Annotated in this window: 20 protein-coding genes; 1 reads left to right on the top strand and 19 read right to left on the bottom strand. The window is 61.6% G+C overall.

The annotated features are described in order from the left end of the window. The 8 genes from B8446_RS08780 to B8446_RS08745 form a co-directional block, all read right to left on the bottom strand. Window positions 1-1059 (bottom strand): ABC transporter substrate-binding protein, encoded by a 1059-nt coding sequence (locus tag B8446_RS08780; protein WP_048848988.1) that lies wholly within the window; start codon window positions 1057-1059, stop codon window positions 1-3. A 243-nt stretch (window positions 1060-1302) separates the two neighbouring features. Continuing rightward, window positions 1303-2541, bottom strand: coding sequence for an alpha-hydroxy acid oxidase (locus tag B8446_RS08775; protein WP_053053782.1), 1239 nt, complete (start codon window positions 2539-2541; stop codon window positions 1303-1305). 10 nt (window positions 2542-2551) lie between these two features. Beyond that, entirely contained in the window at window positions 2552-3859 is a 1308-nt protein-coding gene (locus B8446_RS08770) for an MFS transporter (RefSeq protein WP_048848987.1), read from the bottom strand. Between the two features lie 40 nt (window positions 3860-3899). Continuing rightward, window positions 3900-4835, bottom strand: a complete 936-nt coding sequence (locus tag B8446_RS08765; protein WP_048848986.1) for a sugar phosphate isomerase/epimerase family protein — start codon at window positions 4833-4835, stop codon at window positions 3900-3902. 27 nt (window positions 4836-4862) lie between these two features. Then, window positions 4863-6179: an MFS transporter gene (locus B8446_RS08760; protein WP_048848985.1), complete on the bottom strand. Its 1317-nt coding sequence runs from the start codon at window positions 6177-6179 to the stop codon at window positions 4863-4865. A 43-nt stretch (window positions 6180-6222) separates the two neighbouring features. Further along, on the bottom strand, window positions 6223-7209 hold the full coding sequence (gene denD, locus B8446_RS08755) for a D-erythronate dehydrogenase (RefSeq protein ID WP_048848984.1): 987 nt from the start codon (window positions 7207-7209) through the stop codon (window positions 6223-6225). Between the two features lie 97 nt (window positions 7210-7306). Further along, the gene (locus B8446_RS08750) at window positions 7307-8269 is read right to left on the bottom strand and encodes a LysR family transcriptional regulator (protein WP_048848983.1); all 963 of its coding nucleotides are present in this window, start codon (window positions 8267-8269) and stop codon (window positions 7307-7309) included. A 12-nt stretch (window positions 8270-8281) separates the two neighbouring features. After that, window positions 8282-9244, bottom strand: coding sequence for a LysR substrate-binding domain-containing protein (locus B8446_RS08745; RefSeq protein WP_048848982.1), 963 nt, complete (start codon window positions 9242-9244; stop codon window positions 8282-8284). Between the two features lie 150 nt (window positions 9245-9394). On the opposite strand from B8446_RS08745, the gene B8446_RS08740 reads away from it, so the two are divergent. Further along, the gene (locus tag B8446_RS08740; RefSeq protein WP_199484077.1) at window positions 9395-10378 is read left to right on the top strand and encodes a 3-hydroxyacyl-CoA dehydrogenase NAD-binding domain-containing protein; all 984 of its coding nucleotides are present in this window, start codon (window positions 9395-9397) and stop codon (window positions 10376-10378) included. Window positions 10379-10663: 285 nt separating this feature from the next. Here the strand turns inward: B8446_RS08740 and B8446_RS08735 are convergent, their stop codons facing one another. The 11 genes from B8446_RS08735 to B8446_RS08685 form a co-directional block, all read right to left on the bottom strand. Then, on the bottom strand, window positions 10664-11620 hold the full coding sequence (locus B8446_RS08735; RefSeq protein WP_048848981.1) for a D-ribose ABC transporter substrate-binding protein: 957 nt from the start codon (window positions 11618-11620) through the stop codon (window positions 10664-10666). A 59-nt stretch (window positions 11621-11679) separates the two neighbouring features. Next, the gene (locus tag B8446_RS08730) at window positions 11680-12801 is read right to left on the bottom strand and encodes an ABC transporter permease (protein ID WP_048848980.1); all 1122 of its coding nucleotides are present in this window, start codon (window positions 12799-12801) and stop codon (window positions 11680-11682) included. Window positions 12802-12820: 19 nt separating this feature from the next. Then, entirely contained in the window at window positions 12821-14365 is a 1545-nt protein-coding gene (locus B8446_RS08725; RefSeq protein ID WP_048848979.1) for a sugar ABC transporter ATP-binding protein, read from the bottom strand. After that, window positions 14362-15033 carry a DUF2291 family protein gene (locus B8446_RS08720; RefSeq protein ID WP_048848978.1) on the bottom strand — a complete coding sequence of 224 codons (672 nt, stop codon included), beginning with the start codon at window positions 15031-15033 and terminating at the stop codon, window positions 14362-14364. Before B8446_RS08720 ends, B8446_RS08725 begins: the two co-directional genes overlap by 4 nt. A 10-nt stretch (window positions 15034-15043) precedes the next feature. Further along, window positions 15044-15877, bottom strand: a complete 834-nt coding sequence (locus B8446_RS08715; RefSeq protein ID WP_048848977.1) for a triose-phosphate isomerase — start codon at window positions 15875-15877, stop codon at window positions 15044-15046. 115 nt (window positions 15878-15992) lie between these two features. Then, window positions 15993-16922 (bottom strand): sugar phosphate isomerase/epimerase family protein, encoded by a 930-nt coding sequence (locus tag B8446_RS08710; protein WP_048848976.1) that lies wholly within the window; start codon window positions 16920-16922, stop codon window positions 15993-15995. A gap of 28 nt (window positions 16923-16950) precedes the next feature. Next, window positions 16951-18456: a glycerol-3-phosphate dehydrogenase gene (locus B8446_RS08705; RefSeq protein ID WP_048848975.1), complete on the bottom strand. Its 1506-nt coding sequence runs from the start codon at window positions 18454-18456 to the stop codon at window positions 16951-16953. Beyond that, window positions 18453-20054 (bottom strand): FGGY-family carbohydrate kinase, encoded by a 1602-nt coding sequence (locus B8446_RS08700; RefSeq protein WP_048848974.1) that lies wholly within the window; start codon window positions 20052-20054, stop codon window positions 18453-18455. The genes B8446_RS08705 and B8446_RS08700 overlap by 4 nt, the downstream gene beginning before the upstream one ends. 90 nt (window positions 20055-20144) lie before the next feature. Next, window positions 20145-21104 (bottom strand): sugar-binding transcriptional regulator, encoded by a 960-nt coding sequence (locus B8446_RS08695; protein ID WP_048848973.1) that lies wholly within the window; start codon window positions 21102-21104, stop codon window positions 20145-20147. 141 nt (window positions 21105-21245) lie between these two features. Then, window positions 21246-22934, bottom strand: coding sequence for a glycerol-3-phosphate dehydrogenase/oxidase (locus B8446_RS08690; protein ID WP_048848972.1), 1689 nt, complete (start codon window positions 22932-22934; stop codon window positions 21246-21248). Beyond that, on the bottom strand, window positions 22931-24517 hold the full coding sequence (locus B8446_RS08685) for an FGGY-family carbohydrate kinase (RefSeq protein WP_053053780.1): 1587 nt from the start codon (window positions 24515-24517) through the stop codon (window positions 22931-22933). Before B8446_RS08685 ends, B8446_RS08690 begins: the two co-directional genes overlap by 4 nt. Window positions 24518-24756 lie beyond the last annotated feature (239 nt).

Below are 24756 nucleotides of genomic sequence, written 5' to 3'. Positions count from 1 at the left end.
TCAGTATGCCGCACCGCTGGCAATGGACGTTGCTGCGTTGGCCCGGGTGTAGAGCGCATCGTTCGTGATAATGGTCTGCGGAACGGGCGTGCCGTTGAACCAGGATTTCAGTGCATCGAATGCCGCAGGCCCAAGGCGCGGGTTCGTTTCGATGGCAGCCTGCACCTGGTCGGACGCGATCATCTGAACGATCGCACGTGTCCCGTCGATGGACACGATCCGGATATCATGTCCGGGACGACGGCCACTCTGCGTGATGGCCCGAATGGCGCCAAGCGTCATGACATCGGCATGCGTATACAGGGCATTGATGTCGGGATGGGCGAGAAGCAGCTGCTCCATGACGTGCTGGGCGTCGGTCGCCGACCAGTTCCCGCTCTGGGACGCCAGAAGCTTGAGGCCGGGATGGCCCTTCAGACCGGCCGCAAACCCTTCCGACCGCTGCGCCTCGACGACATTTCCATAAGCACCCTGGATTTCGACAATGTTCGCGGTGCCGTTCGTCGCATCAACCATGGCCTGGGCCGCCCGCTCGCCCTGCTTGCGGAAATCAGACCCCATGAACGTGATGAAATCGCGACAAGGCGTTCCTGCGGTCGCGCGGTCGATGGTCACGACGGGAACATGCGCCTGCGCCGCCTGCTCGAGCGCAGGTTGAAGACCCGTCGCATTGAGCGGTGCGACGATGATGGCCTTCGCCCCCTGCGAGATCATGTTCTCGATGTCGGCGACCTGCTTGGCCTGATTGCTATTGGCGTTGGTATAAAGAAGGCGCCTGACGCCCACCGATTTCGCTGTCGAACGTACCGATTCGGTTTCTGCGGCGCGAAAAGGGTTCTGCTCATTTTCCGACTGTGAAAACCCGATCACCATGCCGGACAGATTTTCGTGTCCTGGCCTGGGATTAACGCATGTCGCGCCGGAACTGACGCCAACGCCTGCGGATGATGACTGCGCCTGCGCCCCGCTGACGGACACCCCGGCGAATGCCAGCATGACAGCGCCGCCGGCCAGTGCCGCACGCACGCCCCGATGGCGCGCGGGTCTGTAGTGAAACATCGTCTTCTCGCCTCATCGCTCTTCGGAGGATGCGTGGCGCGTCAGGGCAATCTCTTGCGTCACGCCGTTGGCCGCCAGTGGCGGAGGCGAACGTGGCTCAAGCCGCTCGGCCCGCGACGGGTCCGTTCTCCGGCGTCGCATTGGTATCTAAAAGTTAACCTCGCGGCAATGATATGTTCATCACATCTTTATGTTCTATTTCGAATAGTCCTCTCATCTGCCTCGCTGGCGTGCACGCGACCATCACGTCCGGATGATCCGAAGCGGGTCGGCCTTGCGTGGTGCATTCGCAGCCGCCGCCGATGGCAACTGGCCCAGCAACATGTCCGCGCTGACGTCTCCGGGTGTGGCCACGCCAAGCAAGGCCAGATCGATGCCGATTTCACGCGCCAGCAAGGCAATCGCCCGGGCCACACCCTGCTCGCCCGCGAGCGTCGCGGCATAGAGGAACGGACGACCGATCAGAATCGCGTCAGCACCCAACGCCATTCCCTTGAGGACGTCGGTGCCCCGACGGAAGCCACTGTCCGCCAGGACCGTCATGGTGCCGGATTCGGCCTTGATCGCTGCCAGCACTTCGATCGGGGATACAGCGCTGTCGAGTTGTCGGCCGCCATGATTGGAGACGACGATGCCGTCCGCGCCGATTTCGCGTGCAATACGCGCGTCCTCGGGAGACAGCAGCCCCTTGATGACGAATGGCCCCTTCCAGTTGCGCCGCACGACTTCGGCCTGACGCCACGAGAAGGATGCATGTCCCGTTACGCCACCAAGCGTTTTGGAAAAGATCGTGGGGCGCGACGTGGGATCGAAATTGCTGATCCGCGGAATGCCGCGATGGCGAATTGTGCGCAACAGCGTGCCGATCAGCCAGCGCGGATGCAGGGCCGCATCAACGCTCAGTCGGACCGACGGCCGCAGGGGCATCGTATATCCCGCGCGGACGTTGTTTTCCCGGTTCGATGCAACGGGCACGTCGGCCGTCAGCATGTAGACGGACAGCCCGGCACCCGATACGCGATGGCACATGTCCACGATGTTGCGCTCATCGGGATGCTGATAGGCCGCGAACCACGCCTCCGGATACGTCCGGGCCATTTCCTCGATCGGCGTGATCGAATTGGCACTGAGCACAAAAGGAATGTTCGCACGACGCGCGGCACGCGCCATCGCGTTGTCGGCGTTGAAACCAACCACCGCGGATGCCCCCATGGGCGCGACGATATACGGCGCCGCATACGTCCGACCGAACAGGGTTGTCTGCAGGTTGCATTGCGAGACATCGCGCAGGACGCGCGGGACCATCCGCAGCGACCGGAAAACGTCCCGGTTATGCCGACACGCCTCACCATCGTCCGCACCGCCTTCGACATAGCCGAACACGGCGCGCGGCAGGCGTGATCGCGTGACGCGCTCGAAATCCTCGAGGTTCAGGATCGAACGCAGGATGCGCTTCGAGCGCGGGGATGTGCGGGACGACATGGGCTGACCTTCAGGCATGATGAACGGTGGATGCGGATGACAGGGCGATGGCCGAACCCGCCGCCGCACCATGCAACGCGAGAGGTTCGATACGGCCGACGACGAGCAGGTATGACGCAGCGCCGAGAATGCTGAAGCCGCCGGTGACGCAGAGCGGCACGATAAAAGAGCCATGCGTCAGGCCGACCATGATGCCGGTAAAGCCCGACGTCACGATGCCGGCGATATTGGCAGCACTGTTCTGGATACCGCTCAATGCCGCGACCTGCCCCGGGTCCGGCGCCACGTCACTCGGCAGCGACCAGATATTGGCCCCGGTAAAGGCAATGGACGCGAAGGAGACGCTCAGCAGGGCAACGCAGATCGTCGTGCTCTGCACGAAGGCGCTGAGCGCGATGCAGGACGATACGAGCAGACCACCCACAAGGCAGACCTTGCGTGCAGCTGTCAGACTCCAGCCCGCGCGTTGCAGGCGATCGGACGTCCAGCCGCCGAGCCATGCCGCCGGTATGGAAGCGAGACCCGGGATCATGCCGATCACCCCGAGATCCCGAAGCGAGAATCCATGGGCCTGCACCAGATAGGTCGGGAACCAGGTCGCGTAGAAATAGAAAACGAAATTGGCGCAGAAGAAGCCGAGCATCATGCCCCAGACCGTCCGATGGCGCAGCATGGCACGCCAGGAGCCCCGGGAATGCGGTTCTGTCGGCTGGGCCGCACGCAGCGTTGCGAGTTGACGCGGCGAAACGCCCCGATGGACGGCGGGATCGCGATAGGCAAGGCACCAGATCACGGTCCAGACGAGGCCCATGGCACCGGCGGCGACGAATGCCAGGCGCCAGCCGAATTCGGCGATCAGAAAGGCCACGACCGGCAACGATATGGTGGCACCCGCGCGGGATCCGCTGTCGAAGATCCCGGCGGCGATGCCCCGCTCGGTCTTGGGAAACCACAAGGCCGCAACCTTCGAATTGGCAGGGTAGCTTCCCGCCTCACCGATGCCGAGTGCCAGCCGCAGGATGAACAGGACGGCCGGGCCGCCGACCAGCGCGGTCAGCGCAGTGCAGGCCGACCACCACAGAACGGCTATGGCGTAGCTCACGCGTACGCCGATCCGGTCGATCAGCAGCCCGAACGGAAGCTGCATGATTGCATAGGTCCAGAAGAATCCGCCTAGCAAAAAGCCGAGCGTCGCGGGGCTGATATGAAGCGCCCGCGCCATGAAAGGGGCCGCGACGGCGATGGTCGCACGGTCGATGTAATTGATCGTGGTCGCGAAAAAGCACAACACGATCATCAGCCAGCGCAGACGCGGCATGATGCAGTCTCCGGTTCGGAGGGGCGTTTCCGCCCGTCCGTCACTTCGGCAGAATACGACGCAGATATTCGCGGTTGGTCGCGCTGACGCTGAGGCCGTCGCCGCCGTAATGCTCGACCAGGAACGCGCTCTTGAAGCCATGCTCCAGTGCCATGCGGATCGCCGCCCGATAGCTGATGACGCCGAATTCGAGCGGAGCCGGCGCCGTGACCACCAGCCCGGTGGTTTCATCCTCGGTGCGGAAGTAGTTCTTGACGTGCCAGTAGCGCGTATAGGGCGCGACCTTGCGCATCATCGTTGCCCAATGCTCCACCGGGCGATGCAGACGCACGAGATTGCCCAGATCCGCGTTGATGCCCACGGACGGATGATCGACGTCCTCCACGAAGCGGACGCTGCTGTCGGCAGAGCCGAGGTAAGTGTCTTCATACATTTCGAGCGAAATGCCGACACCGACTTCCTGCGCGTGGCGACCGAGTTCGCGGATACGCTCGACGGCCAGGCGCCATACGGCCGGATCGTCGGGGCTCGTCGTTCCCTGTGCGGTCCAGAACCACAGCGCGCGCTTCTGGGCGTCGGTCAGCGGATAGAAAAGGCCGAACGATACTTCCTTTGCGCCGATCTTCGCGGCCGTATCGATCACCTTGTGGTTATACGCCAGGAATTCCTCGCCGCGCTCGGGATCAATGACCGAGCGCCGCGCCGTCGAGATCGCGGGGATCGTCAGCCCGGCATCGCGAACCAGCCCCATGAACGTCTCGAGACGAGCGGGCGACAGGTCCGCAAGACGAATCCAGGAATCCGTCGGGTCGAGCTCGGTAAATCCGGCATCGGTGACGTCGGCAAGTGTTGCGGCCCAGCCTTCCGGTGCCTGGTCCTGCACGGAGGAACCGTCGGGCAGGATGTTCTGGTACTGGATCATGGCCGCCGCGATTGGCCAGTTGGTACGATTGAAGGGCGGATTTTGACCGGACATGGATATGCCTCCTTCGATGACAGGAAATCAGATGGCGGGCTGCGTTACCGTCTGCCCGCGACCGGGCAGGAAAATCGCGATACCCAGAGCCAGCAGTCCAGCGGCGGCCACGGCGTAAAGCCCGGCTTCCGGTGTCTGCCACAGACGATCGGCGAGCGAACGGATGTTCGGGGCTGCGAAACCGCCCAGATTGCCGACCGAATTGATGAGCGCGATCGCCCCGGCGGCTTCGAGGCCGGAGAAATGCGCGAGCGGAAAGTTCCAGAAAATCGCCTGCACCGTGACAACGGCCGAAGCCGCGACACAGAGCCCCATCAGTGCCGGGACAGCCATGCTGGAACCCGAGACCGCCAGCGCCACGGCAGATGCTATGAGGCAGACGATCAGGCCGGCCCGCGGGGCGTTCAATTTCTGCACCAGACGCGGAACGAGAATGGTCGATGCAACCGAACAGGCCCAAGGGACGGCCGTGACCGTGCTGACCCAGAAGCCGATTTTCTGGTGCAGGATGTTCGATACCTGCTCCGGCAGATAAAAGACCACGCCATAGCTTCCAACCTGCATCAGTGCGTAGAGTGCTACGAACTGCAGAAGCTTGGGAGAGCGGATCAGCGCGCCGAGATTTCCATGACCGGCGCCCGTCTTGGCGGCATCCTCGGCGGCCAGAACGCGCGAGAGTGTTTCCTTCTCTTCCGCATCCAGCCACGTGACGTCAGCAGGACGATCCGGAAGTGCGAAAAGGGTCGCAAACCCGACGAGGACGGCAAGACCACCTTCGATCAGGAACATCCACTGCCAGCCATGTAGTCCCGCAAAGCCGTCAAGGGCAAACAACCCACCGGACAGAGGACCGCCCAAGGTCATCGCCAGCGGATAGCCGAAATAATACAGGCCCAGGATGCGCATGCGCTCTTTCTGGGGGAACCAGAACGTCATGTAGAGCATGACGCCGGGGAAGAACCCGGCTTCGGCCAGGCCTAGCAGGCAGCGCAGGGCAATGAAGGAATGGTCGCCACGGACGAACATCGTGGATGCGGACACAAGGCCCCACGTCACCATGATCCGCGCCATCCACCGTCGCGCGCCAACCCGGTAGAGAATCAGGTTGCTCGGCACTTCAAAGAGCGCGTACCCCACGAAGAACACGCCGGCCCCGAATGCGAACACCGCATCCGAGATGCCAAGATCGGCATGGAGCGCCTGTTTCGCGAGCCCCACGTTGGAGCGATCGAGAAACGCGATCATGTACATCAGGATCAGGAACGGCAGCAGATGCTTCGCCGCCTTGGCCGTGGCCCGGATCCGCACAGGATCGTCCGGTGCGGGAAGCGTCTGGTCAGTCATTTGCATGGTGATGTCTCCGACGACGGGATTCTGGCCCGGCGTCTCAGGCGATCCGGCCGTCGAGTTCGTCTTCGATATGCGCGCGGATGATGTCCTCGAAACGCGTCTCGGTCGTGAAACCGAGCGACAATGCCCGCCTGGCCTCGAACGCACGCGCCCAGCCATCGACGATGCGGGCGATCGTCGGATCCGGGTCGCGCCGGATATGCGCGACGGCCCAATCGCCTGCCACCTTGCGCAATGCCTCGATCTGTTCGCCGACAGTCACCGACAGGGCCGGCATGGTGAGGTTCGGACGATCCCCCACCAGCGCCAGATCGAGCGTTGCCGCGTGGCGAAGGAACTGGATGGCGGAGCGCGGGCTGGTCATCCAGTGTCTCACAGTATCCGCGACCGGCAGCAGGGCATCGAGCCCGACGAGCGGCTCGCGGATGATACCCGAGAAGAATCCCGAGGCCGCCCTGTTCGGCTTGCCCGGCCGCACGCAGATGGTCGGCAGACGCAGACCGATGCCCTGGAAGATGCCCCGGCGGGAATAATCTGCCAGCAGCAATTCGCCGATCGCCTTCTGCGTCCCGTAGCTGGTCTGGGGCGTCAGGATGTAGTCGTCGGGAATGACGTCCGGAAAATCTCCGCCGTAGACTGCATTGGATGAGGCATAGACAACGCGCGGGCACCATCCTTCTTCGGTATTGGCCGCCCGGATCGCCTCGAACAGATTGCGGGTTCCATCCAGATTGATGCGATAGCCTTTTTCGAAGTCGGCTTCGGCCTCACCGGACACGATCGCCGCGAGGTGATAGACAATGTCGGGGCGGCTGGAGAGCAGCTTTTCCGCGGCCTGCCCTTCCGACAGATCGGCCGTAAGGCAGGTGACGTCACCATGGAAGCCCGCCGGCTCCTGCGGCGGCACGACGTCAGCCAGCGTCAGACGCGTGACTGTGTTCTGGCCAAGCACAGGATTGGCTGCCAGACTCTCGGCGAACTTGCGGCCGATCATGCCAGCGCCGCCGATAACAAGAAGATGCATGGAACGTGCTCCCGGGCAATTGACAATAACACGTGAGCGGTACGTCCGTCTCATGTGCTCGTTATGGGCGCACGTTTCCAGAGGTTGCGAAGTTTGGCTAGCCGCAGGTTGGAAGCAGGCGATCGGAATTTCCGATCGCCTGTTCCAGGATCGCCGTGCGCACATGCGCGGCGGCCGCCGTCAACGGTCGATCATTCGGCGTAATCAGCGAGAACGGTCCCAGAAGATCAGGTATCTCGACCGATAACCTTTTGACGACACCTACATTTTCATAATGCTCGGCCACCTGGCAGGGCATGACGGCGAGAAGCGGTGCACATCGTAGCAGATCAGCCGTCGCGAACATGGATGCGGCCTCGATCGGGTGGGGAGGCGCCGGCAGTAATGCCATCGTGAACGCCGCTTCTATGGCACGTCGCATGGGACTCGGTGCTGTCTGAAAAATCCAGCGCCAGCTTGAAAGATCTGCGAGCGTCAGGTTCCCGGGATCGGGCGGCGCGTGCTCCCGGCCGGAGACGACACAGAGTGGCTCGCTTCCCAGCTCGACGCTGGTCGATGCCAGATTGTGATCGAGCCCCAATGTGCGCCCGATAATGAAATCGAAGCGCCCCGAGCGCAGGCCGACCATCAATGCGTCGCTCGTATCCACCTGCAGGGTCATGGCGACGTCTGGTGCGAGCGCTGCAACCTTTGCCATGGCGGGCGAGACGATCTGCGGCAGGCCCGCCACGATGGCGCCCAGCTGTACACTGCCCGACACGCCGCTTTGCAGATCGACGATATCGCGCTGCATCCGGCTCAGATCGTTCAGCATCAGACGGGCATATCGCGCTGCAAGAACGCCGCTTGCAGTCGGAAAGACACCATGTGACGTGCGGCTGAAAAGCTGGGTTTCGAGCGCGTATTCCACATCCTGCAGCATCTTCGATGTGGAGGGCTGTGACAGGTTCATGCGCTCCGCAGCCTTGTGCAGGTTGTTCGAGTTTTCCAGCTCGATCAGCAGCGTCAGATGACGGAGCTTCAGACGGTTCAGCAGCTTGTGAGGATCGAGCATGGCCATGTGTTCTGATGACTATCGTAACGAGATCGTGTGCCGCCGGGTGGCGTCACGGAGCACGGCGATGACTGTTGCGGCGGCCGGGCTCGGGGGCCTGTCCTGCGGGAGGAGAAACCCGTAAGGATCGAGCCGCAGATCAAGACCATTGGGAATTTCGGCGATCTGGCCCGCATGCATCTGCTGGCAGGCAACCGGCCCCGACAAGACCGTGAGCGCGTCGGACTGGGTCAGATAAGCCAGTGTCACCACCAGCGAGTCGCTGCCGACGATACGAGCGGGCAAGGGTGTCGCCATGTCGCGAAAGATGGCTTCAAGGCGCTGGCGTGAACGGCTGCCCCGACTTTGCAGGATCCAAGGATAGCGGGACAGTTCATTGAGCGATGCACTGCCGGGCACCGCAAGCGGATGGCCGGATCGCCCCATGAGCATCAACGGTTCATATCCAATTTCCTCATAATGCAGGTGACGTTCGGATACGTCGCCGCCGGGTCGGCCGACCATGATCTCGATATGACCTCGGCTGAGGTCGTGATGCAGACTGGCGCTCGATCCGGTGCGGATGTCGAGATCGATCTGCGGATAGTCGGCCTGCAGGACCTGAATCGCGCGCGTCAGGATCTCGATGGCCGGCCCGTCGATCGCACCGATGCAGACACGCCCGGCGCGGCCATCGAGCAGGGCATTGAGTTCCTCGCGCGTGCGATCGAGTTCGTCCAGAATCGTGATGGCACGACGGGTCAGAACCTCGCCGAAATAATTCGGGACAAGTCGGCGCCCTTCGTGACGGAAAAGGGCAATGCCGATCAGCGCTTCCAGGTCATTCAGGAGCTTCGAGGCCGCCGGCTGGGACATGCCCAAATGGTCGGCGGCATCATGCAGTGTGGCACTGCGCGAGAACGCCGCCAGCAACTGAAGATGACGCAGCTTCAGGCGCGCGCCCACGAACCACGATGTCGAGAGATGCGACGGCGGCGTCATCTGTAAAGCATAACGAAATCCATAACGATCATGCTCATAACGCGATTGGACGCAGACGGGATCGCGAAACTAGCCTGCCTTGAGACAAGGTTGCGTGACCGGACTTCAGGGGAAGACGTGTTCGTCGCTTACCGCGGAGGTATTGTCGTCGTGATCAGGACAATTGAAACTGTAGCTGTCGTCGGTGCGGGATACATGGGAGGCGGCATTGCTCAAAGCCTCGCCGATGCCGGTATTCGTGTAACACTCGTCGATGTGTCGCACGAGGCGACCATTGCCTCTCATGCGCGCTTGCTGCGCGAGGCCGCCGCGTTCGAAAAGCAGGGCCTCTTCCGGCCGGGCGCTGCCGACCGTATCGAGGCCCACCTCGTCATCGGTGAGACAATCGAGGAAGCGGTCCGCGACGTGGACTTCATCGAGGAAGCAGTGCCGGAAATCCCGGACCTCAAGCGCGAACTTCTGACCCGGATCAGTCGCGTTGCCCGCGCGGATGCTATCATCGGAACCAATACGTCGACCCTGCCCGTGCATACGCTTGCACCGGCAGTCTCCGGCCCGGAGCGCTTCCTGACGGTGCATTTCAGCAACCCCGCACCGTTTGTCCCGGGCGTCGAGCTGGTCTGCGGCGAGAAGACCGATCCGGCGATCCTGCCGGTCGTGAAGGACATGATACGCCGCGCGGGGCATCAGTCCGCCGAGGTCGCCGACACGCCAGGCTTTGTCCTCAACCGGCTGCAATATGTGCTGTTCAAGGAAGCCTGTGCCATCGTCGAGGAAGGGATCGCCACCACCGAGGGTGTCGATACGATTGTCCGCTCGACGTTCGGCTTCCGGCTGCCCTTTTTCGGCCCGTTCGCCATTGCCGACATGGCTGGTCTGGACGTCTACCAGAACTGCTTCAAGACATTCGAGCAGGCCTTTGGCGAACGCCTTGCGGCGCCGAAGATCCTCAAGGATCTGGTCGCGGCCGGCAAGCTCGGGACGAAGAGCGGGGAAGGCTTCGTTGGCCAGCTGACACCCGAGCAGGCACAGGCCTTGGTGGCCTATCGCAACAACGCATACGGTCACATGGCCAGGCTTCTGAGCGATCTTGGCCCGGCGCCGCTGCCAGGTGCTTCAACACAGAAAGACTAAGGATCTCCAGCACCGCTGTTCCGGCCACGCTGCGCGCCCGGCGGACCGGAACAGCCCGGCGTCTCGGTTGACAAGCACCCCGTTCGGCTCGGCAGGCCTTAACTGCCTGAACTTTCGCTTCAGGCAGGAGATATTTCAGTTAGAGCGTAGCGCTGGTCCTGCTTTCCTGCCTGGTTTGACCGGTTTCTGCGTTCGACAGGATATGAGATGGGGAACCCTGCGGCCAACGCTCGAAGAGTGCGGACATCGACGCCCCTGCTCGGAATCAAGGGCGTCATCAGCCAGTCAATCGGACAACGTAAAGGGCGCCGTGTAGTGGCTGACGTTGTCGCGGTCGATGATGACGCAGTCGTAGAGCTGTTTCTCTGCGCTGGCTCCGGTCTTTCCGTTCTTCAGGAAGGCATCGGCCTGATCGACGGCTTTTTTGGAGAAAATCGCAACAGGTTGCAGCACGGTATACTGCAGTTCCCCTGCCTTGATGGCGGACACGGCGTCCGGTGACCCGTCGAAGCCGCCGACCTTGATGCTTGCAAGCTTCCCGGTCTCCTTGAGCGCCGCAATCGCCCCCAACGCCATTTCGTCATTACCGCTTATCAGACCGACGATGTTCGGATGCGCCTGCAACATGCTCTGCATCTTGTCATGGCCCTGTGTACGATCCCAGTTGGCGACCTGCGAGGCGACCTTGTGCAGGTCCGGATACTGGGTCAGCACCGTTTCATATCCGTTGGAGCGGGTTGCTGCGTTGTTGTCGGACGGCGAGCCCAGCAGTTCCGCGTAATTCCCCTTTTCGCCTACGCGCTTGATCCATTCTTGCGCCCCCAGGGCCGCACCTTGCGCGTTGTTGGATACGAGCTGGGCCTTGGCGAGTCCTGACTGGTTGATCTCGGCGTTTACGAGAAAGACCGGAATGTGAGCCGAAACGGCCTTGCGCACGGCGCCGATCGATCCGCTGGCGTTCGCCGGATCTAGGATGATCGCGACCGAATGATTGGTGATGGCGGTGTCGATGAGGTTGCTCTCGACATTGGTGTCGCCCTTGTGGGCGCCCACGTTCGCCGTATAGCCAAGCTTCTTGGCTTCTGACGCCGCAATATTGCCTTCCGCCATCCAGTAAGGATTGGCCGGATCGTTGACGATGATCGAAATCAGGCCGGCAGCATGAGCCGCAGGGGCGCCTACGGCCATCGGCATGGCCGTCGCCGCCGACAGGACAAGCGCCATTTTCGCAAACTTGGACATTGTGCTTTGCCTTTTTGGACGATGCGGCCGGACCTTGCCGGCCGTTCCGGTCCCGCGTCTCATGCAGGGCGGGTGGGAAGGGTCTGACCCGCACGGGCCAGCGAAGATGTCGGGCCGCCCGGGAGGGCCTGCGGGCGCCGACCGCGTTTGTGGTATTGCAATGCGTTCAGCAACACGGCGAGCACGATGACCGCCCCCGTGAAAACCGTTTGCCAGTAAGCCGAGATTCCGATGATGACGAGCCCGTCCGACAGAAAGCCGATGACGAACGCACCCAGCAGCGTTCCGCGTACGTTACCCCGGCCACCGGTCAGCGCCGCACCGCCCACGACCACAGCCGCAATCGCCGTCAGTTCGTAGCTCGTGCCTGCGGTAGGGCCTGCGGACGTGAGCTGAGACGACAGGATCAGTCCGCCGATTGCGGCACAGACGCCGGAAAACACATAGACGCTGACCTGAACTATGCGAACGGGAACGCCCGAGAGTTCCGCGGCCCGCGCATTGCCGCCCGAGGCATAAAGCCACCGACCGAATGCGGCCCGGCTCAGAAGGACGCTCGTGACGACGGCAATGACTGCGAAGACCACGACGCCGATGGGCACGCCTGCAAGACGGTTGAAGCCCAGCCAGTCAAATCCGGTATTTCCATGCGCCGTCTGACCGCCGAGATCGTTGTATGTCAGCCCATTGGTCATGAGCAGTGCCAGTCCGCGCACCATGTACATCACGCCAAGTGTTGCCACGAATGCAGGAACCTTGAAGCGCGCGATCAGCACGCCGTTTACGAGCCCTACAAGGCCGCCCACCAGACAGCACAAGATGGCCGTAACCCAGACTGGCGGATAAGCCGTGACGCCGAAATAAGACAACGTCACGCCCTGCATCAGAAACCCTGCGACCATGCCTGACAGCCCGAGCGTCGATCCCACCGACAGATCGATGCCGCCGTTGAGCACCACGAGGAGCATACCAATCGCAAGCATGCCGAAAATTGCCACATGCGATGACATCGTCATCATATTGGCAACTGTCAGGTAATACGGCGAAAGGCTCGAAAAAACCGCAACAATAACAATCAGGGCAAGGAATGCCCGTCCTTCGAGCAAAAGACGCCCGATGTCGAATCGGGCTTTCATCGGGGTGCCCGGGCGCGTCCCGAGCGATGAGGTCAAACCCGCCATGATCCTGGATCCTATCCCCTCACGCTGCGACCACGGCTTCGCCGGATGCAGCCATGATATCTTCCTTGGTCGCATCGGCGCCGAATTCGGCCGCGATGCGGCCCCGGCGCATGACAATGATGCGGTGCGCGATACTCAGACATTCCGAGACCTCCGACGTCGTGAAGACGACGGCGAGCCCTGCCTCCGCCCGTTTCGCCAGAATACGAAACACTTCAGCCTTGGCGCCGACGTCGATCCCCCGGCTTGGCTCGTCAAGCAAAATGGCCTTGGGGTGGGTTGCGAGCATTTTGCCGATCACCACTTTCTGCTGATTGCCGCCCGACAGGGATCCGATCGGGGCCCATCCGCCTGCCGTCTTGATGTGCACGTCGCTGATCGACTCATCCACAAGGCTTTCCTCGCGCGATGACGACAGCACAAGATGTCTGACGAATGACGTGATACTGGCCAATGACAGATTGCGGCCGACGGTCATGGTCTGCACAAGGCCATCGCGCTGCCGATCCTCCGGAACCAGGGCCAACCCTTTTTCAATTCGTGCGGCAATCGAGAGACGGGCCACGTTCTGGCCGCACAGCAGAACCGATCCGCTTTCCGGCACATCCCGTCCTGCGATGCATTCCAGCATTTCGGTGCGGCCGGCACCCATCAGCCCATAGATGCACACGATCTCGCCGGCACGGACGTCGAGCGACATGCGATCCACCACCGGCGGGCCAGCGCGCACGGGCCCTGCAACAATTAGGTCCCGAATTGACAGGACGACGTCACCGAAGTCCCGCTGCTCCGGCGGCGTGCCGAGATTGAAGTTCTCGCCCGCCATATGACGGACAATCCACTCGAGATCGATATCCTCGACGTCCGCCCGCGCCGTAACCACGCCGTCTCGCAGAACAACGGCATGATTGGTTATGTGCAGAGCTTCTTCGAGATGATGCGAAATATAGACGATGGCAACGCCTCGGGCTGTCAGATCATGCACAACGCGAAACAGAAGCTCGACTTCATGCGCACTGAGCGCCGACGTCGGTTCGTCCATGATGAGTATGCGGGCGTTGATCGAAAGTGCGCGAGCGATCTCGACAATCTGCTGTTGCCCGAGCCGAAGCCGTTCGACCGGCGTCAACGGGTCGATCTCCTGGTTCAGTCCTTTCATCAGGACGCGGACCTGACGCTCCTCTTCGGCGAAATCGACGCCCTTGGCGGAGCGGATTTCGCGCCCCATGAAAATATTGTCCCGCACATTCAGATTGGGTGCGAGCGAAAGTTCCTGATGGATGATGGAGACGCCGTAACTGCGCGCATCGGTCGACGACGAGAACGAAATCGGCCGGCCGTCGAGTGTAAGCTCTCCCGATGTCGGGCGCTCCACGCCCGACAGGATCTTCATCAACGTCGACTTTCCCGCGCCGTTTTCTCCGAACAGCGTGGTGACCTTACCTCGCCGCACGTCGAAATCGACGTTCCGCAAGGCCTGGGTGCTGCCATAGGTTTTCACCACATTCCGTGCCGACAGAACCACGTCGTCCGACACGTCCGCGATCTGTACGGCGGCGCTCATGGCACTGTCATCTCCACGGGGGTCACGAGCCAGTTCTTCGGATTGATGAGCTGGAAAACACCTACGACATTGATCGTCTTGCCCGAGAGTTTTGTCGTATCAAGCTTCGATAATACGCGACTCTTCATTTCCCGGTTCAGGGCAGCTCCCGCATTCTGGTAGTCGATCTGATTGGTGAATTGCCCGAACGAGACGGTTCCGGTCGCATCCCGTATGTCCGTGCCGTTAATGGCGGGTCCTGTCTGCACCCGGATATGGACGTCGTCAGGAACACCCTGAACCGCCACCGGATAGATCCCGGATTCTCCAGTCTCGGCGACGCCAGAGAACTTGATCGAAATTTCCGGACCTATACTTCCCGGGACGCCATATTGCCGACCAGCCTGATCCTTGTCGGCAAGCACCGCTTTGGCAAACACCGTGGCATCCACCGCTTTGCTGGCGACTGCCGCCTGTATTTTCGGAAATTGAGAAGTTCCGAACGTATCAGGCGAAAAGGCGGCGGTAGACTCACTCGACGAGCTACCGATTTTAACGAACCGCGTGTCGGCAAGCATTGTTGCAAGGAGCACGATAGCCGGAACGGCGATCAGCAATCCGCGTCGGCTCGGGAGCCGTGAGCTTCTGACCGAATAGGGCGACTGCGCCGTCGTTACAGGAATGTCCATCGCACCCTCGTCATTTGCTCGCGGAGATTACGTGACGGTCGAGCGTCCTGGATACGCGCGTGACGATATCCAGATAGCCCGCGACATTCCAAGCGGAACGCCCGATGAACAGGCCGTCGACATGCTCACATGTCACGAAGTCGGTGCAGTTTTGCGGATTGACCGAACCACCATAAAGACACGGGACACGATGCCCCAGTATGTCTTCTGCGACGGCAATGATGTTCTTCTGCCGTGCATCTGCATATTCCGCACTTGCCGGCGTTCCCGACTCTCCGATCGCCCACACCGGCTCATAAGCGAAGAGTACGGGAATCTCTGTATGGCGGTATCCCGACAGGGCACCGAGTGCGCCCTGCACCTCTCGCGTCAGCACGGCATCAGCTCGGCCGGATTCCTTGTCTGATAACGTTTCACCAACGCAGATCAGTGGAATCAGGCCGTGTTTCAGAGCAGACGCAACCTTCAGACCCACGGTCTCGTCTGTCTCGCTGAAATGCTCCCGCCGTTCCGAATGACCGAGCTCGACCATGCTCAGACCGCAGTCCTTCAGCATCGGAGCGGAAATTTCTCCGGTCCAGGGACCCTGTTCTGCCCAGTGCATGTTCTGCGCGCCGACATGCACGTCCGCGTCACGCAACAGGCGCTTGACCTCACGACACACGGTAAACGGTGGAATGACAAACTGCTGTATCCGCTCGTCGGACACCGCGGATGCCAGGAGGCCATCGGCGAATTCCCGCGCCTCTGCCAGCGTCTTGTTCATCTTCCAGCTCGTCCCGACCCAGAAACGTACCGGGTCTGCAGAAGAATGTGGCGATTGACGAATGGCCTGCTGTTCCATGAGAATTTATATCACCTTGTTCGTTATCTGTAGCACTGATTTAGTTATTTATAACACACCAGAAAAAGCCACAGAAACAAAAGGCCGCCGGGCCACCATCAAGAAGTCGTGCTGTTTATCGGAGATCAGCTCTCCCGGTATCGATATGCGCTGCCCAGAACGCGACAGACTCCGCCAGATGCGGCACGACCTGACGATCCGTCGGTTCGCGTTCCCGAAAGGAAAGTTCAAGGCAGATTTCGTTGTCGGTTGCTCCGCCGTCCTGCAGCGCCGCGATCAGTCGCTCGGGCTCAATTCGTCCGCGAGCATTGAATTCGGCGGTAAAGGGTCGATGACCGCCCTTTTCCATCAGGGATTGCTTGATGTGGATGATGGGCGAATACCTCGGTGCCATGCGTGCCCAGGCATAGGGATCGTAGTCGTCCGGATTGGCGCTTTCGACATCACCATGATCGATGTCGACCATCATCTTCAGCGGGATCGAAAACCCTGCCGCGTCGATCAACTCCTGCAAGGCAAGCGTCGCATCGATCGTCTCGCCGAACTCCCGCCCCACGGACATGGGCTCCCACATCAGGTATTGAAGACCGGAAGACTTGGCAGCATCGGCGACTTCGGCCCAGCAGTCGACCGTCTGCTGCAGCATGGTCTTGCGTTGGTCCGGCGCGTCATAGTCGTGATACGTGAAGATTGCGAACTGGGTTCCGACAGACGCGCCTCCGAGATCGGCTATGGTATCGGAGAATCTCTTGAACCATCCTACATAATACCGGCGGACATCCACGTCGGGAGCGCCAAAGTGATTGAGCCGTCCCGACGGGCCCGTCATGCCCGACGTGACACGAACTCCGGTATGCGCCTGTGCTTGCTGCATCTGGCGCGTAATTTTCCGGATCGTCTCCGCGGGCCATGCGGGATTGATGAATTCATGTGTCAGTTGCACGTCGCGCACACGGATGTCGCGCGAAATCGTCGTCATGAGATCGTGCGGGTCGGCGAAACGATTGACGAGCGGATTGGTGTTGATCGACAGCGTCAGAGTCATCGTACGGTCCTGAAAAATGCAGCCGTGGTCAGGCCGCGTGCTGCACCTGATGCTCGAACCATTGGGCAAGAACCGCTTTTTCGGCGGCGGACATGTCGAGTCCCTGTTTGGTGCGTCGACTGAGCACGTCATCCATGCTCTCGACCCATTCGTGCGCGATCAGATAACGGACTTCGGCCTCATACAGCAGCGCCCCGAAGTGATAGCCAAGGCCTGCAAGGCTGTTGGCAACGTCAATCAGACGCCGCGTGCGCGTGCCATAGGTCCGTGCATAGTGAGCGGCCAAATCCCGCGTAAGCCACGGAAACTCCTGCAACAGACCGTCGGTGAACGCGGAAACGTCTCCGTTCGCGATATCGCCGCCCGGCAGGATTCCTCGCCCGGTCCAGTCCGGCCCCATCCCCGGAAATGTTGGCCTCAATTTCTGGACCGCATGCTCCGCCAGCTTCCTGAACGTCGTGATTTTCCCGCCGAACACGTTGATCAGAGGCAGTCCGCCAACCGTCTCAAGGTCGAGCACGTAATCCCGCGTCACGGCGGAAGGATTGCCTTTTCCGTCGTCATAGAGAGGACGAACGCCCGAAAAGGTATGCTGCACGTCGGATCTGTGCAGCTTGCGTTTGAAATACCGGTTTACCGCATCGATCAGATATCTGATCTCGGCTTCATCGACCTCGACGTCCTCCGGCCGACCTTGATAGGGGGTATCGGTCGTTCCAATCAGAGCGCGGCCTCCCTCATAGGGATTGATAAAGATCACCCGCTTGTCATGGTTCTGCACAAGATATGCCTGCGGCCCATCCCAGAATTTCGGCGTGATGATATGGCTACCCTTGACTAGGCGCACATTGCGCGGCGACGTACCACCCTCGACGCGGCCTATGATGTCGCGCACCCACGGGCCACCCGCATTCACCAGGGCGCGCGCCATGACCGTGCGCCGGACGCCGTTGCGCAAATCGGCAATTTCGATTTCCCACAGATCGCCGCGGCGTCGTGCGGCTGTCATCTGCGTGTGGGTCAGCACCTCCGCACCGCGCTCCGCCGCGTCCAGTGCGTTGAGCACGACGAGCCGAGCATCATCGACCCAGCAATCGGAATATTCAAATCCTCTCGAAAAGCGATGTTCGATCGGCTCGCCTTCCGGATCATGGGCGAGATCGAGCGTTCGCGTGCCGGGCAGGCGCTTGCGTCCACCAAGGTGATCATACAGAAAAAGCCCCAGGCGAATGAGCCATGCCGGTCGGTCCTCCGGGCTGTGCGGCAGGACGAAGCGCATGGGCCAGATGATGTGCGGTGCATTTGCCAGAAGAACTTCGCGTTCGATCAGCGCCTCGCGTACCAGACGAAACTCGTAATATTCGAGATAACGCAGGCCGCCATGCACAAGCTTTCCCGACCGCGAGGACGTTCCTTGCGCAAGATCGTCTTTCTCACACAGCATGACCGAGAGCCCGCGACCCGCCGCATCCCGTGCGATTCCGCAACCGTTCACGCCACCGCCGACGACGAAGACATCAATCACGTCGCTCATGCCAGCCTCTTCTCGTTTTCGGGAAAAACATGACTGGAACTCAGTCCCGCGGGCGCCATCATGTCCCAGATCGGCTCGAGCCCGTGTCGTGCACCCTGATAGGCGTGAAATCCGCGCGCATAGAGCGTCGACATGGCGGCATCGGGCAATTCGACCGCGCCGAGGCGCGGCATAACCCAGTCGTCCAGACAGTCATCCATGGACGCATATGCGCCGATTGCGACGGCAGCGACCATTGCAGCACCTGCGGCGCCGGCTTCCTCACGATCGGATACGCGCACCGGTGCGCCAAGCGTCGCCGACAGAATGGATCTGAGCGCCCGTGAACGCACGGCGCCCCCGGTCAATCGGATTTCACGCGGAACGGGCCCCATCGCCTCGTAGCAGTCACGTGCCGCCATCCCCAGGCCTTCAACCACGGCGCGCACGATATCCGCGAAGCGATGTTCGTCGGACAGGCCGATGATAGAAGCGCGTGCCGCAGGATTGACGAACGGGCCGCGTTCGCCTGCTTTCGAGATATAGGGATGATAGATCAGCTGGCCGGGTTTGCCGGCCAGCAGCCACTCATTGATATGCGGGACCAGATCGGCCTTGGTCACATCCGGATCGAGGTAGGAAACCAGATCGCTCGCGAAATGCAGAAGCCAGTCGATGTTCAGGGTCGCGGCCATGTTGGACTGGATTCGCGCCACCATCCCGGGCACGGGTAACGGGATGACATAGCCGGTCCGATCCTGGTCCAGATGGACCGCATCGGCCGGCATGGCGCGCATGTGCATGCCGGTCGATCCGATGATCGAACAGGCGGCATGAACTCCTCTCGTATAAATCCCGGCACCGAGAGCGGTCGAGACGATATCGACGAAGCCGAGCGAAACGGGCGTCCCGGCCAGCAATCCCGTCGCGGCTGCGGCGGACGCAGACAGAGGATCGGTCGTTCGTGTGCCGTCGACGATCTCCGGCAGAAGATGCCGCCAGGCCGTCAGCCCAAGGGCATCGATGACGTCTCCACGATAGGCACGCGTGCGAAAATCTCCGAACGTAAAACTCGCTTCGGACGGGTCCGTGCGACGCAGGTCGGTGAGATTGAGATAAAGCCAGTCCTTGCAGTGCAGGGCGACTTCGGCCTTATGCAGGGCTTCCGGCGCGGTTGCGGCCATGTGCGCGAGTTGCGCGCCCTGCTGGCACGCTGCAAGCCCGGTCCCTGTGGCTTCGAACCGGGCGCGATCGCTGCCGTGTGCGCGCAGCTGCTGGACGGTGGACGCGGCCCGGGCGTCCAGCCACAGCCATGCAGGCCCCACCGGGGCATTCCCGGCTCCGACCAGCCACGTGCCGTCGCCCTGTCCGGTCACCGCTACGGCGGCACAACGTCTGGCCAGGTTTTCGACTTTTTCGCCCAGCAGACGCAATGTTCCGGCGCAGTCCTCCCAGGTGCGCGAAAGTGACTGGATCGCCATGCCCTCCGGCCCCGTTTCGTAGCGGTTCGGTATCGCGGCACAGGCAATCTGCTGCCCTGTGAATGTATAGGCGATGGCCTTGATGACGGATGTTCCCGCATCAATTCCGATCAGGAGATCAGGACCCGCAGCACTCATCTGCCGAGTTCCTTACCGGAAGACTGCGTGTGATCCAGATGTAGTCCGGCCATTTTACGCCCTCCCCTCAGGACGCCCTCCATCAGGGCGTCAGGGTTTCCCGATCAGTAATTCCGCTGTTTTTTCGTCGATGATCAGCCCGGCAAGAAGGCCGCTCCGCAAAACTGCCTGAACGGCCTCAACCTTGTCGGATCCGCCCGCTATGGCGACAATGCGTCGCCCCCTCAGGGCATTCAGGGGAAGGGACAGAACCCGGCCCGTGAGCGAAGTCTCCACCGGCTTGCCGCGGGCATCGAAAAAATGGCCGAGCATCTCTCCGACCCCGCCCCGCGCCACGACTTCTTCCATGTCCTCGGGCGATACGATCCGTGATGTGACGAGGTGGGCGCCCTCGTAGACCGCGCCGATGCCGACGATCATCAGATCTGCATTTTCCGCAAGCGCGCGCACCTCCTGAACACCCGGCTGGGCGAGGATGACCGCGCGGTCCTCCGGCTTGTTCGCAAAGAACGGTGCCGGCATCGCATAGGACTCAGCCTCGGTTTTTTCGGCGAGCCGGTGCATGACGTCGAATGGATTGGCGGCGTAGTTCCGCGTGAGACCGCCGAGCAGAGACACGAACCGCACGCCACTTCCGGCCAGGGGTGCCATGCCCGAGACCGATGCAGCCAGCGTGCGGCCGTTTCCGATCCCGATGACCCCACGCGACGAAAGCTCGATTTCACGCTCCAGAAACGCAGCGCCCGCTGCGCCGAGGGCCATCAACGGCACGTCCAGTTCGTGGAGGTCCGGCACGACTTCGCAGGAAGCCAGGTCGAAGCGCGCGCATAATGCATTCTCGAGCGCTGCGCATTCGACGACGTCACCTACGATCGTGACCTTGACCGCGCCATTCTGCGCAGCGCGTGCGATCATGCGATGCGCCTTGACGTTTGGCACGCCAAGGCGGACGGCCACTTCCGCCTGCGTCAGGCCGGCGATGTAGTGAAGCCATGCGGCCCGGATTGCCGCACTGTCTTCGCTGCCGCGAGAGGAAACTGCAGGAGCCATGAACCGCCGGCACGCCTTCTGTATGTAATTTCACTGGGCGTAATTTATTTCACGGGCAGACATGTGGTCAACAGAACATGAAAGACACCATGTTCTCATTTGCGTGTTATGTTTGTCATTATATGTCGATATATCGGGCGATCAGGACGCAACGGTCTCGGGCGACGGCTGGAGCGTTCCTGCTACGCCGTGATGATGGTTCGCGTCATGCCAGGTGTTGCGCACCTGCCGTGCACTCTCGATCGGATCCCAGCCGAGCGACGGGCCGATAATGTGTGCGATCTCTCGTGTCACGTCAGGGCTCAGGCGTCCTTCAAGTGCTACGGTGGTGCGACGGAAGAGAACATCCGACAGGCAGCGGACATGCTCATGTCGGGCGATAAAATCGAGTTCCCGCCGCGTATAATCCTGAAGCGAGGACAAGGCGGTATCCGGTGCCGCGCTGCAGAATGCGGCCACTGCCTCGGCCTGCGTTCCATATCGATCCAGAAGCGAGGCGCAGCGCTCTTGTGACAGGCCATGTGTTTCCGCAAGCGATGCGAGATAGGCTGCGCGTGCCTTGGCCTTGGGAAAATTGCGACCGCCGCCGATCGCGAGCGTGCGGGTGGAGACACGTCGCGCGCGTTGCAATTTCGAGAGAACCTGATCTGCCACCTCTTCCGCCAGGCCACGAAAGGTCGTCCATTTGCCGCCGACAAGAGACAACACGGTGGTATGACCCAGGTGGTCTTCATGGATCAGATGGTCCCGGCTGATGGCGCCCGGATCCCCTGCACTGCTCGCCGGCAACGGCCGCACCCCGGCGTAGCGGTAGATGACATCCTGCGGGCCGAACGCGAACGCCGGAAACAAATCGCCTAACATGCGCAGCATATAGGCTTCTTCCTCATCGGTGCAGATCGCCGCGTCCGGGTCGTCGATCCTGATATCGGTCGATCCCACCAGCACGTGGCCAAGAAACGGGTACGCAAGACAGATGCGGCCATCCGGCGTGCCGAAATACACCATCTCGCCATTCAGTTCGCGCAGGAGCACAGGATGGTCGAGCACCAGATGCGAACCCTTCGTGCCGCCGATATAATGCGTCGCAAGGCCCAGTGTCGCGTTGATCCGGTCGATCCACGCGCCGCCTGCATTCACAATCACCGGGGCCGCAATCACGCGCTCGCTGCCCGTGAACCGATCCCGGACCACGAGACGGCCGCCCGAAAAACCCTGAAGGTCGACGTAGGTCCAGGCCTCGCATGTATCATTTGCCGCCAGACCGTCCTGCACACATTCGAAACCCAGTCGCTCGGGCCGGGCAATAGCCGCATCGTAATATCGGCCTGTCGCGATTACATTGCGTGCCATGTGCGGCCAGCGTCGTCGGACCCTGCGTCCCCATGTCAGGGTGTGACGCGGCATGACGCGCGCGCGACGACCAAGAATGTCGTAAATCAGCAGACCGAGTTCGATCACTATCACGCCACGATCGGCCATCTTGCCGCCGAGCCGCAGAAAACGCCGAAGCGACGGCACAATGCCGCCGGTCCACGAGCGGATCGGCAATGTCGTCGGAAGCGGGGTTACCGTATGCGGCGCATTGCGCAGCAGGAGATTGCGCTCGAGCGTCGACTGCGCGACCAGGCGAAACTCCCCGGTCTCGAGATATTTTATGCCGCCGTGAATCAGCCGCGACGGCGCACAGGACGCACCGGCACAGAAATCTTCCCGTTCGATCAGCAAAACGCGAATGCCCTGGAGCGCCAATTCGCGAAACAACCCGCATCCGTTGATGCCGGCACCGATAATGACAACGTCGAACGCTTCGATCTGCCCGGGCTTCATGACGCCGCAGTTCCTGTCGCCGAAGAAGCCGTATCCATGACAATGCCCGCAGACAACCCGCCGCCTGGCCCGGCTGCTGTATTTTCTCCATACAGGCCGGACCAGAACGGGCGCATCGCGGACACAAGCGCATCATAGCGACCATAGGCTGTGTCGTAGGCCGCAACATAATCCGGGCGCGGATGGTATGCCTGTCGCACAACTACCTGGGCGTCCACCGCTTTTTCGAGATCTGGAAAAAGCCCGATCGATACTGCGCCCGTCAATGCCGCGCCCAGTGCGCCCGCCTCCCGCACCGACGAGACCTCGACGTCAGCACCCAGGACATCGGCGAAAAGCTGGGCAATGGCGGGTTCTCCCGTGCCACCGCCGGATATGCCGATACGCGCGACGGGGCCGCTGCGCCGCAGTGCCTCGACATGCGCGCGATGATTGAAGGCCGCTCCTTCCAGCACCGCGCGCACGAGATCGGCGCGCCCATGCCAGGATTCCACTCCGAAGAACGAAGCGCTCGCGGGCTCCGCATGCGGCGATCCAAACAGATAAGGGTGAAAAAGCGGCGCATGGCGACTGCCCGGCGCGCTGTCGAACAGGTCACGGGCCTCGCGGGTCAGGATCATCGCCGCGTTGTCGTGATCCGGCAGAAGGATTTTTGCCAGCCACTCCAGATTGCTGCTCGACGCAGGCGAGATCGACATGCAGTTCCACAGGCCCCGATGCATGCCCGCGCGACAGGCCCAGCCCTCTCCCGTCACAGGTGCCGCGCGAAAGACCTCGTTGATCGAGAACGTCCCGGCCGTGATGGACATGTCTCCTGGTCGGGTATAACCGAGCCCGACGGCCGCTGCCGTGACATCATGCAGCCCGGCTGACACCGGCGTTCCGGCGAGCAGACCTGTCGCAGCGGCCGCGGCCGCCGTGACCAGCCCTGCACGATCGCAGGACAACACGATTTCCGGCAGGGCGCTGCCGATGGCGGCCAGTCCGAGCCGCTTCAGGATCTGAGGGCTGTAGGTCTGGGTGTGGAGATCCGTGAAGGCCGTGCTGGCCTCCGTCAGGTCCGTGGCAATGGCGCCCGTCAGACACAGACGTATCCAGTCCTTTGCGAAAAACACGGTGCCGATCGCATGATATCGATCCGGCTCGTTTTCGCGCATCCATGCGAGCAGCGTGCTGGCGGAATAGACATAGGGCGGCTGTCCGGCGATCGGCACGAGTTGGTCGAGCACGCCATCTGCGGCCCATCCGGCATGCAATGCGTGCGCGCGACTGTCGAGAGACATGATGCCGCGCCCAAGCGGGTGCCCTGTGCGATCCAGCACGAAGACGCCGTCGCCATGCGCTGTCACCCCGACCGATGCAATCGCGGTTCCATCCAGCCCTGCCTGTTCAAGCGCCGTACGGATCGTGCCTGCGACGGCGCGCCACATCTCGATCGGATCGCGCTCGACATGGTGCGGACGGTCCATATGCTGCGTGATCTTTGCGCGACCAATGCCGAGGATGCGCCCGTCGAGCGAAAAAACGGCCGCCTTCGTTGTACTGGACCCGCAATCGATGCCGAGGATGCTGTCCCGCGCCATGGCCCACGACCTTCCACATATCAGGTTTCAGAACCTGTTTCCGATCTGACTCTAACATACAATAACGATGGTATTGATACTTGTGTCACATTAACATGAGACATTCCGGTCACCAAGGCCGGTATCAGCGCATGACAGGACGATGCAGGGCATGGTTGCCAGAACAGACGATCCCGCAGCGACGCCCCGCGCGCTGGAGACCAGAGGGCATGATGACAGGGCTGGGAGCATGAGCGAGG

This window comes from Tanticharoenia sakaeratensis NBRC 103193, from assembly GCF_000963885.1.
In the GTDB taxonomy this organism is placed as follows: Bacteria; Pseudomonadota; Alphaproteobacteria; order Acetobacterales; family Acetobacteraceae; genus Tanticharoenia; species Tanticharoenia sakaeratensis.
The sequence above is the reverse complement of the archived record's forward strand: the minus strand, read 5'-3'. Positions and strand labels throughout refer to the sequence as shown.